Annotated in this window: 18 protein-coding genes; 1 reads left to right on the top strand and 17 read right to left on the bottom strand. The window is 65.5% G+C overall.

Going from position 1 to position 14,197, the window contains the following annotated elements; all coding sequences use genetic code 11:
• Positions 1-6: 6 nt before the first annotated feature.
• Positions 7-1,362 (top strand): IS1182 family transposase, encoded by a 1,356-nt coding sequence (locus tag NFH66_RS14790; RefSeq protein ID WP_349607825.1) that lies wholly within the window; start codon positions 7-9, stop codon positions 1,360-1,362.
• Positions 1,363-1,511: 149 nt separating this feature from the next.
• Here the strand turns inward: NFH66_RS14790 and NFH66_RS14785 are convergent, their stop codons facing one another.
• From NFH66_RS14785 to NFH66_RS14705, 17 genes are all read right to left on the bottom strand, one after another.
• Positions 1,512-2,141: a hypothetical protein gene (locus NFH66_RS14785; RefSeq protein WP_349610943.1), complete on the bottom strand. Its 630-nt coding sequence runs from the start codon at positions 2,139-2,141 to the stop codon at positions 1,512-1,514.
• A 70-nt stretch (positions 2,142-2,211) separates the two neighbouring features.
• Positions 2,212-2,724 carry a DUF1441 family protein gene (locus NFH66_RS14780; protein WP_349610942.1) on the bottom strand — a complete coding sequence of 171 codons (513 nt, stop codon included), beginning with the start codon at positions 2,722-2,724 and terminating at the stop codon, positions 2,212-2,214.
• A gap of 329 nt (positions 2,725-3,053) precedes the next feature.
• Positions 3,054-3,488 carry a hypothetical protein gene (locus NFH66_RS14775; RefSeq protein ID WP_349610941.1) on the bottom strand — a complete coding sequence of 145 codons (435 nt, stop codon included), beginning with the start codon at positions 3,486-3,488 and terminating at the stop codon, positions 3,054-3,056.
• A gap of 1 nt (position 3,489) precedes the next feature.
• On the bottom strand, positions 3,490-3,930 hold the full coding sequence (locus NFH66_RS14770) for a hypothetical protein (protein WP_349610940.1): 441 nt from the start codon (positions 3,928-3,930) through the stop codon (positions 3,490-3,492).
• Between the two features lies 1 nt (position 3,931).
• The gene (locus NFH66_RS14765) at positions 3,932-6,724 is read right to left on the bottom strand and encodes a phage tail tape measure protein (protein WP_349610939.1); all 2,793 of its coding nucleotides are present in this window, start codon (positions 6,722-6,724) and stop codon (positions 3,932-3,934) included.
• 58 nt (positions 6,725-6,782) lie between these two features.
• A complete protein-coding gene (locus tag NFH66_RS14760) occupies positions 6,783-6,950 on the bottom strand; it encodes a hypothetical protein (protein WP_349610938.1) in 168 nt (55 codons plus the stop codon).
• Positions 6,951-7,127: 177 nt separating this feature from the next.
• A complete protein-coding gene (locus NFH66_RS14755) occupies positions 7,128-7,685 on the bottom strand; it encodes a hypothetical protein (protein WP_349610937.1) in 558 nt (185 codons plus the stop codon).
• Between the two features lie 36 nt (positions 7,686-7,721).
• Positions 7,722-7,970: a hypothetical protein gene (locus tag NFH66_RS14750; RefSeq protein ID WP_349610936.1), complete on the bottom strand. Its 249-nt coding sequence runs from the start codon at positions 7,968-7,970 to the stop codon at positions 7,722-7,724.
• The gene (dnaB, locus tag NFH66_RS14745; RefSeq protein ID WP_349610935.1) at positions 7,970-9,361 is read right to left on the bottom strand and encodes a replicative DNA helicase; all 1,392 of its coding nucleotides are present in this window, start codon (positions 9,359-9,361) and stop codon (positions 7,970-7,972) included. The genes NFH66_RS14750 and dnaB overlap by 1 nt, the downstream gene beginning before the upstream one ends.
• Positions 9,358-10,299 (bottom strand): replication protein, encoded by a 942-nt coding sequence (locus tag NFH66_RS14740; RefSeq protein WP_349610934.1) that lies wholly within the window; start codon positions 10,297-10,299, stop codon positions 9,358-9,360. The genes dnaB and NFH66_RS14740 overlap by 4 nt, the downstream gene beginning before the upstream one ends.
• Positions 10,296-10,571: a hypothetical protein gene (locus NFH66_RS14735; protein WP_349610933.1), complete on the bottom strand. Its 276-nt coding sequence runs from the start codon at positions 10,569-10,571 to the stop codon at positions 10,296-10,298. Before NFH66_RS14735 ends, NFH66_RS14740 begins: the two co-directional genes overlap by 4 nt.
• A complete protein-coding gene (locus NFH66_RS14730; protein WP_349610932.1) occupies positions 10,568-10,825 on the bottom strand; it encodes a hypothetical protein in 258 nt (85 codons plus the stop codon). Before NFH66_RS14730 ends, NFH66_RS14735 begins: the two co-directional genes overlap by 4 nt.
• Positions 10,822-11,265 (bottom strand): hypothetical protein, encoded by a 444-nt coding sequence (locus NFH66_RS14725; protein WP_349610931.1) that lies wholly within the window; start codon positions 11,263-11,265, stop codon positions 10,822-10,824. The genes NFH66_RS14730 and NFH66_RS14725 overlap by 4 nt, the downstream gene beginning before the upstream one ends.
• A gap of 314 nt (positions 11,266-11,579) precedes the next feature.
• On the bottom strand, positions 11,580-11,879 hold the full coding sequence (locus NFH66_RS14720; protein WP_349610930.1) for a hypothetical protein: 300 nt from the start codon (positions 11,877-11,879) through the stop codon (positions 11,580-11,582).
• Positions 11,880-11,892: 13 nt separating this feature from the next.
• On the bottom strand, positions 11,893-12,234 hold the full coding sequence (locus NFH66_RS14715; protein WP_349610929.1) for a hypothetical protein: 342 nt from the start codon (positions 12,232-12,234) through the stop codon (positions 11,893-11,895).
• A gap of 104 nt (positions 12,235-12,338) precedes the next feature.
• Positions 12,339-12,836: a hypothetical protein gene (locus NFH66_RS14710; RefSeq protein ID WP_349610928.1), complete on the bottom strand. Its 498-nt coding sequence runs from the start codon at positions 12,834-12,836 to the stop codon at positions 12,339-12,341.
• The gene (locus NFH66_RS14705; RefSeq protein WP_349609054.1) at positions 12,830-14,191 is read right to left on the bottom strand and encodes an IS1380 family transposase; all 1,362 of its coding nucleotides are present in this window, start codon (positions 14,189-14,191) and stop codon (positions 12,830-12,832) included. The genes NFH66_RS14710 and NFH66_RS14705 overlap by 7 nt, the downstream gene beginning before the upstream one ends.
• Positions 14,192-14,197 lie beyond the last annotated feature (6 nt).

The following is a 14,197-nucleotide window of genomic DNA, read 5'->3' as shown; positions in this document are numbered from 1 at the left end:
ATCGCCATGAGCCGCTTCATCCCTGTGGATCGCCAGACCGATTACCTGCTGCCGCCTTCGGTAGACGAGTGGTTGCCCGATGGTCACCTGGCGCGGTTCGTTGTCGATGTTGTCGAACAACTGAACCTCTCGACGTTGACCCGGCGTTACATGGGGCGGGGTTCCAAGGCACATCACCCGGCGGTGCTACTGAGCCTGCTGATCTACGGCTACGCCACCGGGGTGGTCTCCAGCCGCAAGATCGAGCGTGCCACCTATGACTCGGTGGCGTTCCGCTACCTGGCCGCCAATACCCATCCCGACCATGACACGCTGGCCACCTTTCGCCGCCGCTTTCTGCCGGAACTGGAACAGTTGTTCGTACAGGTGCTGCTGCTGGCCCGCGAGATGAAGCTGCTCAAGCTTGGCACCATCGCCCTGGACGGCACCAAGCTCAAGGCCAACGCCAGCAAGCACAAGGCGTTGTCGTATGGCCATGCCAAGAAGCTGGAGGCACAGTTCAGGGCAGAGGTGAAAGCGCTGACCGAGCGGGCCGAGTCGGCGGACAAGGAGGACGCGGCCGACGGCATGGATATCCCCGCCGAGATTGCCCGCCGTGAAGCCCGCCTGGCGGCCATCGCTGAGGCGAAGGCCAAGATCGAGGCGCGCGCCGAGGAGCGGGACGCCACCGAGCAAGCCGCCTATCAGGAAAAGGTGGCGCGGCGGGAGGCGCAGCGCAAGGCCGGCAAGAAGCCCCGTGGGCGTGACCCCGAACCGCCCACTGGTGGCCCGCGTGACAAGGATCAGATCAATTTCACCGACCCGCAGTCGCGCATCATGCCGGTCACCGGCAAGGGGTTTGATCAGTGCTACAACGCCCAAGCCGCGGTTGATACCGAGAGTCTGCTGGTGACCCATGTCCACGTCACGCAGGCGACCAATGACAAGCAGCAAGTCATGCCGCTACTGACGGCCTGGCAAGGTTACCCGGAAACGCTGGGAAAACCTGACCACCTGCTGGGTGATACCGGCTACTTCAGTGCCAGCAATATCCAGGCCTGCCATGACCATGGTATCGAACCGCTGTTGGCGATGAAGCGAGACGTCCATCACCTTCCGGTCTTTGAACGTTTCGCCGCGGATCCGCCTGCCCCGGAGAGCGAGGACCCCGTCGAACAGATGGCACACCGCTTGAAGACGCAGGCGGGCCGAGCGCTCTACGCATTGCGCAAACATACCGTGGAGCCGGTCTTCGGGATCATCAAACACGTGATGGGGTTCCGGCAGTTCTCGCTACGCGGACTGGATAAGGTCAGCGGCGAGTGGCGATTGGCCACCATGGCGTGGAATATCAAGCGGATGCACCGGTTGACGGCGGGCTGAGGGCTCGCCGCGCCCAACCGGCCAGCAGGCAAGGCGTCAGAACCGCCTTGCAGAAGCTGAGGGGCAGGTTAAGAGCCACACAACAGCACCAACACCAACACCAACACAGGGGGGGGTGAAGAACCCACGCCTCAGCTCATCCATTAACCTCAAGTCCGACAGACTGCTAGGGTGCCGTCGTCGGCCTCCAGCTCCTTGAGCCGGGCGGCGATCCGGTCGCGCTCCTCGGCGGCCTGGTCACGCTCCTTGGCCATGGCGCCGAGCGTCGAGGAGCTGGCCTTGGGTGCCTTCTCCTCGAGGGCGGCGAGTTCGCCGGCCACCCGTTCCTTTTCGGCCTGAAGCGTCTCTTCCTGGTGGCGAGCATCCTCTAGGGCATCGCGGTGCTCGCGCAGCGCGGCACGGGTCTCGCTGACGAACAGTGTCTTTTGCGGATCCGCTTGGCGGGCGCCGGCGTCCATTTTCTCGGCGAGCCCATCAAGGTAGATCAGCAGGGCGGCGGCCACTTTCAGAATGCCGTCATCGGTCTCCCGGAGCGCGCTGGTCAGCTCAAGGGGGTTCTGGGGGGCCGGCTGGCCGGCGAAAGTGATGCCCCCACCCGGCGTGTATCGGCTCTGGTTCGCACGTTCGATGGCATGAATCAGGCCCTGACGGGCGCGGGCGCGGCGCTCCTGCGCATCAGCCAGGCCGGTGATGGCGGCCATCTCGCCGCGCTTGGCCTTGATCTGCTCGTTCCAGTCGATCCAGGGGACGGACTTGGTGTTGCTCTTCACTGCTTGCATGGTGGTGCCTCTCGCGGTGGTGCCGGTGGCTTCGGCGGTTTGGCCACACGCGGTGCGGTGGCGCTTGAAGTCATGCGGTGTCGGCTTCGTCGTCGTCTATGTCGGCGATGATTGCCCGGTACATCTGCTCCCTCAGGGCGTCGGTGGTGACTTCCACCAGCTCGATCGCCTCTGGCGGCAGGCCGGCGTCGCGCTCGAGCATGTCGGCCAGGCTGTCGAGGCTCGATGCCACCGCCTTGGCCAGCTTCGCCATCTCGCGCTGAACCTCGTCAACCGGGACCAGGTGGCGGAGCTCGCGCTCGAGCTTCACTCGCTCGTTTTCGCTCTGGTACCAGGCCTTGCGGTCGGTCGGCATCAGGTCGTCGATGTCGAGGCCGCCGCCGGTGCTTGGTCGGCGATCGGTGGTCATGGCGTCCACCACATCGGCCAGGCGGTAGACCGGATTGCCCCGGCGGGTACCAGCCGGGAGCACGCCCGCGTCCTTGATCAGCGCGGCAACGGTGCGCCGATCTCGCCCCAGTGCTTCCGCCAGGCGGCTGATCGACCACTGATAGGCCTGCTCACGTCCAATCACCTCGCCCATGGTTGTGCCGGCGGTCGCCGTGCTCCTCCTTCACCTGTACATCGGGGCGGTCGGTTCCCGGACCGCCTTGCTCAAGTCGCCCAGGTCGCAACCCGTGCCATTACTGGGCTGGCGGCCACCTGCGGTGGAGCATCCTGGAATGCCGAAAATTTCTCGAACTCCGGGGCTCTGCGCCCCCGTGGACGGGGGGTACCCCTCCCGGAAGGACCCGCGATTTTCCGCCAGACACGGCGCCGCGTGCATGACTCGCTGCGTGTTCGCCGCCGGCACCTGGCGACAGTTAAGGCACACGTGCAGTGTGCTCGTCAGTTGGGCCGCGGGCGCGATACTCATGCCTGGAGGCCTCCCGGGTAGGCTAGCCGCGAGGTGGGCTTGCGGAGCCCGCTGGCCAGCGCCTGGTAGCAATGGACCTCCTGCTGCGCTTGCTCTTCGCGTTTGATGTGGTGTGCCATTTCGCGCATAAGGTGCATGGCGAGATTGGCCAGGCGGGTCACCCCCTCCCCCTGGTTTTCGCCGGGCTTGGTGCGGGCGTAGGCCAGCAGGGCGTCGGCGAAGGCCTGGAAGGGCGGGTAGACCTCCCCCCGGGTCGTGCGCGATAGCGTTGCGCCCGCTGCCTTCACCTTGGGGCAGTACACTCCGCCACATTCGGCACCGAGCGCCTTGAGGTCGGCCAGCACTTCATCGAACTGCTGGTGGTGGTAGTCGCGTCGTTGCTGGGCGGCTGTCTTGCGCTCGCGCAGCTCCTTGAGCATCGTCGCGTTCATCTCAGTGGATCCCCCCGGGACCTTTTTCGATCAGCGCCTTGATGCGCAACGCTTCGGCGCGGTGCTGCCGTGCCCGGCCCTGGTAGTGGAGCTCCTCCTTGATCCACTTGCCACGCGCGCCGACCAGGGCGGCCAGGCCGTTCTCGAAAGCCTTGAGCTTCTCCATCTCCTCGGTGGCTGCCGCCGCAAGGCGATAGCTGTTCATTGTCCGGAGGAGCCGCTCGTAGGCATCGGCCGCGGCCTCCCCCTGGGTGTTCGCGAAAGCAAGCGCCGCCTCCTTCACCTCTGTCGAGGCGATCCCGGGCGGGTTGTGCAGTAGCATCGCCATGCTCTCGGCGACCTGCTCGCGATGGTCGTGGGCGAGTTTCTGCAGGCGCTCAGCCCCGACGAGCTCGATAAGCTGGTTCTGGTATTGCTGTTCAAGGGGCAGGTTATCCGCCATGTCAGGCTCCTCCGCTGTTGAGGCCGAGCAGGAACTCCGCGCCCTCGGCGTTGGCGCGCATCTGCACTTTCTCGATGATCTCCCACATGATCATTTCAAGCGCCGGCTCCAGTCCGGTGGAGTCGATCTTGATCAGCCCCTCGCCGCTCTGTAGGGCCTGGGTCCGCGCCTTCAGGTTCTCGATCTGGGCCTTGGCATATTCGTTCTGGAGTTTGGCGGCCGCCTGCTGGGCTTCCTTCTGCTTGCGGATGGAGCTTTCGAGCCCCACCTGGTCCCATCGCGATAGGTCATCGTTGCCGTAGCGCTCGCCATAGAGTCCGTCTAGCAGTTGGCTTGTGCTCTCGATGGTGGTGCCGAGCGAGCCCATGATGGCCTCAGCCTTCTGGGCGTCGGCCTCCAGGCCGGCCACCGCGATGCTCGCCGAGAATTCCATCGCCGCGATGCGCTCGTTACTGGCGAGCTCCATCGCCGCCTGCTCCATCTCGCCGAACTTCTTGGCGCCCTCCTCAGCTTCGTCGCCCACCCCCTTGGTCACGTCGCCGAGCACCGAGATGGTCCTGTTGACGTCGATCAAGTTGCCGTCGAGCCCCATGACATACCGGCTGGTGTCGTCGATGTCGGCGGAGAGCACGTTGATGGCCTCGTTGTCGCCGATCCTGGCCACCGCCAGGGCCGCATCCACCGCGGCCGTGTCCAGCTTCTTGATCTCCTCCTCACCCTCGCCCAGGCCAGCCACCGCCTTGGCCGCCTCGATGGCCGCCTGCTCGATCTTGGCCACCTCCTGGGCTGCCGGGTTGGCGGCGCCAGCCATGTCGCCCAGGGCGCCGCTGGCGTCCTTCGCATCGGCGCCCAGGCCGACCACCGCCTTAGCCGCTTCAATGGCCTCCTCGGACACCACCTTGAGGTCGGCGGCCGCGTCGTCGCCCCAGCCGAACTTATCGGAGAGCCCCACATAGGCCTCGGCGATCTTCTGCACCGAGAACAACGAGACCTCGGTCGCCGCCTTCTGGGCGCCGCTCATCTGGTTGAGCTCTTCCTCGAGCTCATCGGAAAACGTCAGCTTGAAGCTGTTGAACGCGGCGAGGCGGTCATACAGCTGCTTCACCCCGTAGGCTGCGCCCAGGGCCGCCCCCCATAGCCCGGCCGTGCTGCTGGTCCCCAGCGCAGTGGCCAGCTTGCTCGAGGCGCCGGTCACCGCCGGGATCGCGCCCTTGGCCCCCGCCAGGCTGTTGAGGATGTTCAGGAAGGAACTGAAGGCGGAGAGCACCGTGGTCAGCACGACCGCACTCCCACCGATGGTACCCATCATCGCGACCCACGCCGGGTCGACCTCCATGATCCAGCCGGCCAGGTTTGCCAGCTGTTCGATGAACGGACCGATGGCGGTGATGGCCCCCGCGGTGTACTCGCTCAGCAGCTCGAAGCCGGTGCCCAACTTGGTGATCACCTGCGCCAGCCCCTCGGCCGTGGACAGGTCCGCCCCGTCGAACAGCTCCGAGACGGCAGTGCGGATCGCCTCGATCCCGTCGAGGAAGCCGGACCAGTCGGCCAGCTCCAGGGCCTCGGGTAGGTTCTGCGCCACGTCCTGCAGGGTCGCCTCGACGTCCTGGAACACGCTCTCCAGCAAGCTGGTGAACTGGCTCAGCTGGCCATCGTCGATCGATGCGCCGATGGCGTTGAAGATCTCGGCGATGGCTTCCTGGATCCCCGAGAACTCGTCGAGCACCGGCTGGCCGATCCCCACCAGCACCCCAAGCATCGCGTTCTGGATGCGGGTCGTCCCGTTGCCGATGTCATCGGCCATCTTGCCGAAGGCCGTGGCCGTAGCCCCCGCCTTCTCGCTCATGTCGTCGAGGTTGATGCCGAACTGCTCCGCCACCGGGCCGATCAGCGCCAGCACCGCGCGGGTTGCCTCGGTGGAGCCGAACAGGGTGTTCATCTGCTCCGCGTTGCCGCCGGTCGCCTCGGCCAGGTCGAGCAGGAAGCCGTCGAGCCCCTTCGCCTCGAGGGCCGTGGCGCTGAACTCGATCCCGAGTTCGTCGGCCAGGGTCTTGGCTTGCTGGGATGGCCCCAGGATCGAGTTGAGCGCGGCGCCCACCTGGGTCACTGCCTGGCTGGTCGAGAGCCCGGTGGTAGTCAGCGCCGAGACGGCTGATACCAGGGTGTCGAAGTCCACCCCCAACTGCGCCGCCAAGCCGGTCACCTGGGGCAGGCTGCTGGCCAGCTCGTCGATGGTCGTCATGCCGTTCTTCATGGCGACGAACATCGCGTCGGTATACTGCTCCGCGTTGCTGGCCTCGGCCCCGTAGGCGTTCATCACCCCCGCCAGGCCGTTGGCCGCGGTGGAAAGCTCGGTCTTGCCGCCCACCGCCAGCTCCTCAGCGTTGGCCAGTAGGGTCAAGGCCTCCTCGGTATCGTTGCCGGCCGACACCAGGCTGTAGAGCGCCGCGGTCACGTCCCCGATCGCCTGGGTCGAGCCGCTGGCGTAGTCCAGCACGTCACCACGGAACTGGTCGAGCGCCTGGGCGGGCATGTCGATCAGCGTGGTGATCTCACGGAAGGAGGAGTCGAAGTCGCCGGCCATCTTGACCGCCAGGGCGGTGACCGCAGCGCCAGCAGCGAGCAGCGCGCCCTCGAACTTCAGCACCCCGAGGGTCAAGTCGGCCATCGGCTGCGCCGCCTGCTGAACGGATCCCGCCAGGGTGTCGACCTGCTTGGTGACTGAGGTCACACCCGCCCCCATCTGATCGACGCCCTCGAAGATGATCGCAACCGTCTTTTCCAAGTCCGCCATGCGGCTCTCCTATCGTCTCAGCACGAGAGAGGCGCCGCCCCGGGCGCCCCTACGTGTATCAGTTCGCTGCCGCCCGCGGTGGCTCGCCGCTCAGCAGCAGCAGCCAACCCGCGGCATTGGCATCACCTTTCCGCGCCAACTCGTCCAGCTGGCGGTAGAGCTCGATCCGCCGGCGTTGCGTGGGGCGAACTTGCGGGCCGCGGCCTGGTTGTTTGCTGCAAGGCATAGCACTGTCCATCCATCCAGCTAATACAACATAGAGTGGCTTATTCGTCTAAATATTCCACATATTGTGTTTTTTTAGCGACAGGGTGTGTCGCTGGTTGTCGTGACACAGGCAGACAAAGGCGGGAAGTGCGAGTAGGAAGGCCGGGGCGGACAGCCGCCGCCCCGGGAAGCACGCTCAGGCGGCGCGTCGGTTTCCTGGGCCTGCCATCAGGATGGAGGTCCAAGCGGAGGAGAGGGCGTCGATAGTCTCGAGCCGATGGGTGATGATGATCAGCGTTGGCACCAGCGGATCCAGCGCATCAATGAACTCGGCGTTGTAGGTGAGTCGGCGGATGATGCCGACCACTCCACTGAGCAGGGTGCCCAGGGCCTCGCCGACATCGAGCGCGGTGTGCTCGCCGGTGAGGCAGGCCAGGCGACGCGCCTCCAGCACCGAGAGCCCGCTCGCATCGATCGGATGCTCGTGGTTGCCGTGTGTGGTGTTCAGCAGCAGCTGCGAGATGCGCAGCGCCAGCAACACCTCCTCGGCCAGGTAGCCGGCCGCCGCCTCGGCATGGCCGGCATTGAGCGGGGTGATGTAGACAGCCCCCTCGGCATCAGCCTCCTCGCGGCGCTCATCCGCGGAGAGGGCCAGGGCGGATAGCAAGCCGTAGGTGCTGACCAGCTGCTGGTGGATGTCCCGCATCAGTTGTTGCGGATCGAGGTTGTGCAGGCTTTCGAGTCGGATGGTCATAATTTGGCTCCAGGTTGTTGTCGTGGCGGACCGGCTTCAGCCGATACCGTTGGGCTCGTGGCGCGTGAGGATCAGCCCCAGCGCCTTCACGTTGGCGGCCACCTTAGGGCAACCGGTTACATCTCGTGTCTCGACCAGCTCGCTCATCAGCACCAGCAGCTGCGAACGGGTCACCTCGTCCATCACGGGCGGCTCGTCGAGGTCCCACGGCACGCCATCGCCATCGTCCAGGTCGGTGTAGGGAGGCAGGCCGCAGCGTGTGTAGAGGTCGGAGCGCTCGATCATCAGATCATCTCCAGGGCGGACTTAGGTTTGCGCATCGGCGTGTTCTTGGTCTTGGCGGCATCCATGAGCTGGGCGATGCGGATGCGGTCGAGGTCTTCGAAGCGGGCGTTGGCGAGGCGGGCGGTGACGTAGACCGTGCCGGTCTCGCCCTCCCGCTGCTTGCCGAGGATGATCTCGGCCACCCCCTGGGTCAGCTCGTCGTCGGGCTCATAGGCCTCGTGGCGATACAGGAACAGGATCAGGTCGGCGTCTTGCTCCAGACTGCCGCTCTCGCGCAGGTCGGCCATGTGCGGGCGCTTGTCCTGCCGCCCCTCGAGCCCGCGGTTGAGCTGGGAGAGCGCCAACACCGGGCAATGGAGCTCTTTGGCCAGCAGCTTCATCGCGCGCGACAGCTCAGAGACCTCTTGCTCACGGCTGCCATGCTTACGGTCGGGGCGCGCCAGCTGAAGGTAATCGACCATCACCACCCCCAGGCCACCGTAGTGGTCGCGCCACCGCTTGGCCGCCCGGCGGATCTGTGCAGGCGTCATACCGGCCCGGTCGTCGATAATCAGTGGGGCGTCCTTGAGCAGATGGATCCCCGCCAGGCGATCGAAGTATTCCGGGGTCATGTGCTGCTTGGGGTCGCGGATTGCACGAAGCGGTACATCGCAGACCGCGGCGGTTATGCGGTTACGCAGCGCGCGGCGATCCATCTCCATCGAGAACACCACGGCGGGGCGGCGGTCGCGGACGCAGCTGGCGCGCAGCACGTTCAGCGCGAAGGCGGTCTTGCCGGCTCCAGGCCGGCCCCCGACCAGGATCAGCTGTCCCGGGTGCATGCCGAGTGTGCGCTCGTCCAGGTCGGCCAGGCCGAAGGAAACGCCCATCGGGTCTTCGTCGCCGTTCCAGCGGCGGTCGATCTCATCGAGCATGTCGCCGAGGTCGGCGCCGATGGCGGCACCCTGCTCGCCATCGTGGCGCAGCAGACGCAGCAGCCGGTCCTGAGCGGAATCCACCACTGCCGGCAAAGCTTGCTGCCGGTCCCGCGCCAGCGCCTCAAGGTTGGCCAGCTCCTCGAGCATCCGGCGGCGGCCAGCCAGGTCGGCAACGATCTCGGCGTAGGTCTCGCCGTTGGCAGCGCTTGGGGTGCTCTGCGCGACTTCGGCCAGGTAGGCCAGTCCGCCCACGTCGTCGCTGCTGCGCTCGTGCTCCAGGCACTCGGAGAGACTCACCACGTCCACGGCCTGGCCGTCGCTGCGCAGCCGCACCATGGCGGACCAGATCACCGCGTGCTCCAGGGTGTGGAAGTCCTGGTGGGTCAGCACCTCGGCAGCGCGATCGATGAGGTTGTTATCCAGCAAGCAGGCGCCGATCACGCTCTGCTCGGTCTCGAGGCTGTGCAGGCTCATGCGTCACCCCCGTGGTATTTCATCGAGAGGATCTTCTCGAAGTTCTCGGCCTTCGAGATCCAGTCCAGCCCGAACCAGCTCGAGTCGTCGCGCATCAGGAACTCGGAACGACGCAGGAATCGGAAGAACCGACCCCACCATGCGAGCCCGGTGGCGGCGTCGGTGTACAACGGTTCGCCGGCCTGCTCGTTGAGGATCGCGAACCCGGTCTTCCAGCGGGCGGCGAGGTTGCGGGCCCGCGAGCTGTTGGGCCACAGGCTGCGCACCGGTTGCCACTTGTCAGGCATGACCTCGGCCCACAGGTCGAGGATCGCCTGGTGGGGGCAGGGTGGTAGTCCTGTGCGCCTGGCCTTGGCCGGCTCGGGTGTCGGCATCCCGCCGAGGAGATCCTGGTCGACAGGGTTCGCGTCGTCGGCGCCAGCCGTCGACTCTTCTCCGTTAGGAGAAGTAATATCTTTCCTTTCTTTATATGTGTCCCCATCTTGGGGACGCTGAATGACCCCATCTTGGGGTCGGTGACCCTGCTTTGGCGCAGCCTGCCGTTTTGGGGTCACTCGCGCTTGTTGAGCCTCGAAATTCCAGTCCTCGACGCGGGTATTGATGCCGACCGGGGAACGGCTTCCGCCCTCGCGGATCAACACACGCTTGCGCAGCAGACTGTTGAGCGCCTCGCTACAGCGCTTCGCCGGCAGACCGGTCATCTCGGCCAGGGCTTGCTGCGAGAGTCGGGCCGTTGACCGGTGCCAACCGAAAGTGGCGCGCACCGCTGCAAGGAAGATCTTCATTTCGCGGCTGGTCATGCGCGACTGCATGGCAGCCGTTAAGATCTCGTGACTGATGCGCACGAAGCGGTCTTCCACCTGCGCCCCCTCGGGCCGAGGCGGCGCCTCAGCCGCCTCGAACCGCTCGTGGTCGTGGATGTTGGCGACCTTGCTCATCGGGCTGCCTCCTTCCGTTCGACGCGCCACACCTCTTGCCAGGTGGCATTGATCAGGTCGGCCAGGCGGTCGGTCGTGCGCCGGTCTAGCAGCGCCAGCGCCCCCACCAGCTCGGCGAATCCCTCCAGCTTGTGAAGTTGATCCTCTCGGGTGCGGGTGTAACGGGCGGGGCGCTGGAATCGGCGGGCATGGCCTCTGGCGACCCAGCCGAGGCCGTCATCTCGCTGGCCGATGTCATCCAGCAGGGCGATCAGGTCGGTGGTGGCTGTCATGACTCACCTCCATCGCCACTGCGGTTCAGATCCTCGATGGCCCCGGCGTATCCCTCAGCAGCGGTGGCAAGGTGCTTGATGGCGCCGTTAATACCACCCTGCTCGAAGGGGCCGAGCACCGCCTGCTCATCATCGCTGGCGTCTCGGCAGGCATCATTCTCGAGAATGACGGTCAGGGCGTAGATGCTGACGACAATATCGCGGATCTCGGCGGCGTGGGCGGCGGCCAGTGATAGGCGGTTTAGGCGGTTCATGACTCCACCCCATGGGCGCCAGCGGCGACTTCCAGGTGATGAACGACATAATCCAGGACAGCGCGGAGCGCAGCGGCGGCAGTTCCGTAGTGAAGGCGGTAGTCGATGACTCGTGGGGACTCGCCGGAGAAGGTCACCTCGAACTCACGTTCGCCGGTCTGCTCCACCAGGCACGCATCGGCGCGGCCAGTCCGGCGAAGGGCGTCTTGCCAGGTAGGGGCGTGGATCTCCAGGCGGGTCGCTGAGCGGGCCAGGTAGACGACGTGCAAGGGGTGGCCGGCCTGCTCCTCCAAGGCGCGGGCTTTCTCGGTGTGGTGGTTGTAACGCTTCAGGCGGGTGCGCGTGCTGCTGTCGCTGAACAGGGCAGCTCGAGCCATCGCTCGGTGAGCGGCGGCGCGTGCAGACGCATCTCGGGTGGGGAATAGGCGCAGCTTGGCCATGGTTATTGCTCCGTGTGTGTTGTCGGAGCCGTCCCCACTGTCGCCAAACAGATTGGGGGCGGCCGTACGCGGGTTGGCGAACCGGCACACACGGAAACCGGCAGCCCCGGAGGGCTCCCACGCACGACCGCCACAGACGTGAAGTCCAGGCGCAAAAAAAGCGCCAGCTTCACGGTGGGCGCTTGTGCGCCGCGTGTCTTTCCGGTCGCCAAACCGGGCCACGGATTTTGCCGAGGCACATGAAGCGTAGCCCTGGGCGAGCCGGTGAGTCAAGGCCGGTTGCAAGCGATAGTTGTGGAGGGTCAGCGCTAGCATCAGATCGCCCCTCCGCTGTCGCGTGACAGTCGCCGAGCTTCGAGCTGGGCCAGGGCCCTGGCGGCCGGTTCGCGATCCTCCGGCGCCAGCCAATAGGTCTTGCAGTTGTACTCCTGGCCGTGCCGGTTGGTCAGGCGGCGCCACTCGCGACGAACCTCGATGCCGCAGCGGGCCTTGAGATCGGACACCACGGTATTCCAGTGGCTGACCTCCAGCACGCGCGTGGCATATTGGCCAGTGGTCGCCTCGACCTCGAGCAGGTGGTGGAGCGCACGCTCCAGGACAGTAGGTCGTGACATGGGGGCTGCCCTCCTACTGGCCAGCGGCCGCCTGGGCGGCTGCGGTGGAGGTATGTGCCTCGGCGCTCTCCAGCCAGGCCTGCACGTCGCTGAGCCGATAGCGCACGTTGCGTCCGCGGAGAACGAACGGCGGCGCAGAGTGCCCCAGCAGGATCCCAGAGCGGCGCGCGTCTCGCCCGGTGCGCACGCTGCAGGCGATCAGGTAGGGAAACACCTGCTTCTCGGTGAGCTCGATCAGATGCGGCGCCAGGCCTGCGCGCTGGGCTTCAAGGATCTCGCTCAATACGCGGCCGCGCTCGGTGCGGAACGCTTCAGGGGTGGGATGAACGGTTTCGGTGTGGACTGCGGTGGGCATGTTGCCTCCTGGTGTCGGCGTTGACGTTCAGGAGGAGGATGGGCGGTTGCAGTCGAAACAACATTCCCGGGAAAGGGCCGGTTGCTGGGAACATTGTAGAGGCGCTACTGGTTGCGTCTTCTCTCGCGGCCCCGCTTGGCCAGACGAGCTTTTAATTCACTGTCGAGTTCATCGTTGTAGCGGTTGAAGAGAGTCTTCGGAGCAAGGCCATACTTCGGGGCGACATGATCGAATACGCTCTCCCGGCAAGGATCGGCAGTGCTCAGGTTCACCACATACCGCTCCGGGTTCTTCCAGTAGAGCATCATGCACTCTTGTATCGCCTCCGCGTATTTCGGCAGCGTGGAGGTGTTCTTCGGTGTCTTTTCCTGAATCCGTGATGCCGGCGTCGACACTTTCCCTATCGCCGTCAGCGAGCATTTTTTGACCTCCGATTCCGTCTCAACCGCCGAATGCATATCTGCCATGGCCAACCATAGCGGCATCGGCCGGCGACGATGACCCGTTTGCTCATGCATTGCTACCCGCCGGGTACGGTGATGCTGGCTGCCGGTGACCGTCAGCCCTCTGCGTGGTGCCTTTGTCCGACAGACGATCAGCATGGCGTGCCTCGGGGATAGCGCAGGCGGCTTCGCAAGGTGTTCAACACCGTCATGCGTCCGATGTCCTGCCCGAAGTCGAGGATGATCTGCCGCGCCTTGTGAATCACGAGCGCCGCACGATGCACCAGCTCTTGTAGCACGGTGCGGATCCGCCGCCGCTTGGCGGGATGGCGCACCGGGCTCAGCTCGCCGGTCATGCCCAGCTGCCCCATCAGCCGCAGGATGTTGTAGGCCAGCTGGGCGAGATGCAGGATCAGATCGTTGGTGGCGAACTTGCCCGACGGCAGCCGCTCCAGGTCGAGATCCGTCTTGATCTCGCTGTGGAATTGCTCGTGAGTGGCATGCGCCTGATAGCGCTTGATCACCGCCTCCGGCGCCTCGTCCAGGCTGGTCCACCAGCCTTCCAACTCATAGTCCGGTTCGAGCAGCAACTGGCCATCGCGATCGGCGGTGCGCTCGACCAGGCGCATCACGCGTTGGACGACGTATTCGGTCTTGTTGTCGTCGTGGATCGAGACGGTCTGCGTCCACAGCGCCTGGCGCTTGCCAGGACGCAGCTCTTCCCAGTAGTCCGCCGCCACAGCCAACCAGGTATCCTGATCGGCCGTGGCCGAGCCGCGCGGGTTCCATTTGACGACATAGTCGAGCCGGCGCCCCTCGTCGGCAAAGACCTGGCGCTGCTGTTCGAGAAGCGCCAGGTGCGCCTGGCTGTCGAAGCCGCTGTCCTCGCGTAACAGGATCGGTTGCTCGGTCAGGCCTTGGGCGCGAGGCAGTACCCGCTCCAGGAAGGCGTTGCTCTCCTTCATGGTGTGCTGCTTGCCAGGACGCAGTTCCAGACCCAGGCACCACCCTTCGTTGCCCAGATAGGCGGCGATCGGGGTGTAGCCATCGACCTTCTGGTAAGTCCGCGAGACGCCTTCCTTCTTCGAGTTGCTGTTGTCCATGACGAAGGTGTCGATGTCCAGGCAGACGTGCGTCGTCTCGGCGGTGATCGGTGCCTCGACCAGTGACAGCAGGGTCGTGGACCAGGTGGCGGTGCGCGCCTGCAGGTCGTTAGCGGCAAGTTTCTCCAGCCGCTGTCGCAGCGTCGCCGTGCTCGGCACCTTTTGCAGGGTCAGCAGCTGTTGGAAGGGCTTGTCGCGGCGGAAGTTTTCGATGGCGTCATAGTCGCTCATGCCCAGACACAGCAGGCCCAGGTAGCTTTTGACCACATCGCTGGTGCGCATGCCCAGCGTGGTGGGGAAGCGCCCGTCGATGCTATCGACGCCAGCGATCTCGAAGCACTGCCCGATGATGGACAGCCCGGCGTGGCTGGTGAGGGTGCGGCGACTGGCACGGAACTTGACGTTGGGCATGGCACT

Source organism: Halomonas sp. H10-9-1 (genome assembly GCF_040147005.1).
Lineage (GTDB): Bacteria > Pseudomonadota > Gammaproteobacteria > Pseudomonadales > Halomonadaceae > Halomonas.
This window is presented reverse-complemented; position numbering and strand designations above follow the sequence as displayed.

What these genes read in the sequence shown, in the direction of transcription:
- NFH66_RS14790 (WP_349607825.1), top strand. Translation starts at nt 7, where the DNA reads ATGAGCCGCTTCATCCCTGTGGATCGCCAGACCGATTACCTGCTGCCG.
- NFH66_RS14785 (WP_349610943.1), bottom strand. Translation starts at nt 2,141, where the DNA reads ATGCAAGCAGTGAAGAGCAACACCAAGTCCGTCCCCTGGATCGACTGG.
- NFH66_RS14780 (WP_349610942.1), bottom strand. Translation starts at nt 2,724, where the DNA reads ATGGGCGAGGTGATTGGACGTGAGCAGGCCTATCAGTGGTCGATCAGC.
- NFH66_RS14775 (WP_349610941.1), bottom strand. Translation starts at nt 3,488, where the DNA reads ATGAACGCGACGATGCTCAAGGAGCTGCGCGAGCGCAAGACAGCCGCC.
- NFH66_RS14770 (WP_349610940.1), bottom strand. Translation starts at nt 3,930, where the DNA reads ATGGCGGATAACCTGCCCCTTGAACAGCAATACCAGAACCAGCTTATC.
- NFH66_RS14765 (WP_349610939.1), bottom strand. Translation starts at nt 6,724, where the DNA reads ATGGCGGACTTGGAAAAGACGGTTGCGATCATCTTCGAGGGCGTCGAT.
- NFH66_RS14760 (WP_349610938.1), bottom strand. Translation starts at nt 6,950, where the DNA reads ATGCCTTGCAGCAAACAACCAGGCCGCGGCCCGCAAGTTCGCCCCACG.
- NFH66_RS14755 (WP_349610937.1), bottom strand. Translation starts at nt 7,685, where the DNA reads ATGACCATCCGACTCGAAAGCCTGCACAACCTCGATCCGCAACAACTG.
- NFH66_RS14750 (WP_349610936.1), bottom strand. Translation starts at nt 7,970, where the DNA reads ATGATCGAGCGCTCCGACCTCTACACACGCTGCGGCCTGCCTCCCTAC.
- dnaB (WP_349610935.1), bottom strand. Translation starts at nt 9,361, where the DNA reads ATGAGCCTGCACAGCCTCGAGACCGAGCAGAGCGTGATCGGCGCCTGC.
- NFH66_RS14740 (WP_349610934.1), bottom strand. Translation starts at nt 10,299, where the DNA reads ATGAGCAAGGTCGCCAACATCCACGACCACGAGCGGTTCGAGGCGGCT.
- NFH66_RS14735 (WP_349610933.1), bottom strand. Translation starts at nt 10,571, where the DNA reads ATGACAGCCACCACCGACCTGATCGCCCTGCTGGATGACATCGGCCAG.
- NFH66_RS14730 (WP_349610932.1), bottom strand. Translation starts at nt 10,825, where the DNA reads ATGAACCGCCTAAACCGCCTATCACTGGCCGCCGCCCACGCCGCCGAG.
- NFH66_RS14725 (WP_349610931.1), bottom strand. Translation starts at nt 11,265, where the DNA reads ATGGCCAAGCTGCGCCTATTCCCCACCCGAGATGCGTCTGCACGCGCC.
- NFH66_RS14720 (WP_349610930.1), bottom strand. Translation starts at nt 11,879, where the DNA reads ATGTCACGACCTACTGTCCTGGAGCGTGCGCTCCACCACCTGCTCGAG.
- NFH66_RS14715 (WP_349610929.1), bottom strand. Translation starts at nt 12,234, where the DNA reads ATGCCCACCGCAGTCCACACCGAAACCGTTCATCCCACCCCTGAAGCG.
- NFH66_RS14710 (WP_349610928.1), bottom strand. Translation starts at nt 12,836, where the DNA reads ATGCTGATCGTCTGTCGGACAAAGGCACCACGCAGAGGGCTGACGGTC.
- NFH66_RS14705 (WP_349609054.1), bottom strand. Translation starts at nt 14,191, where the DNA reads ATGCCCAACGTCAAGTTCCGTGCCAGTCGCCGCACCCTCACCAGCCAC.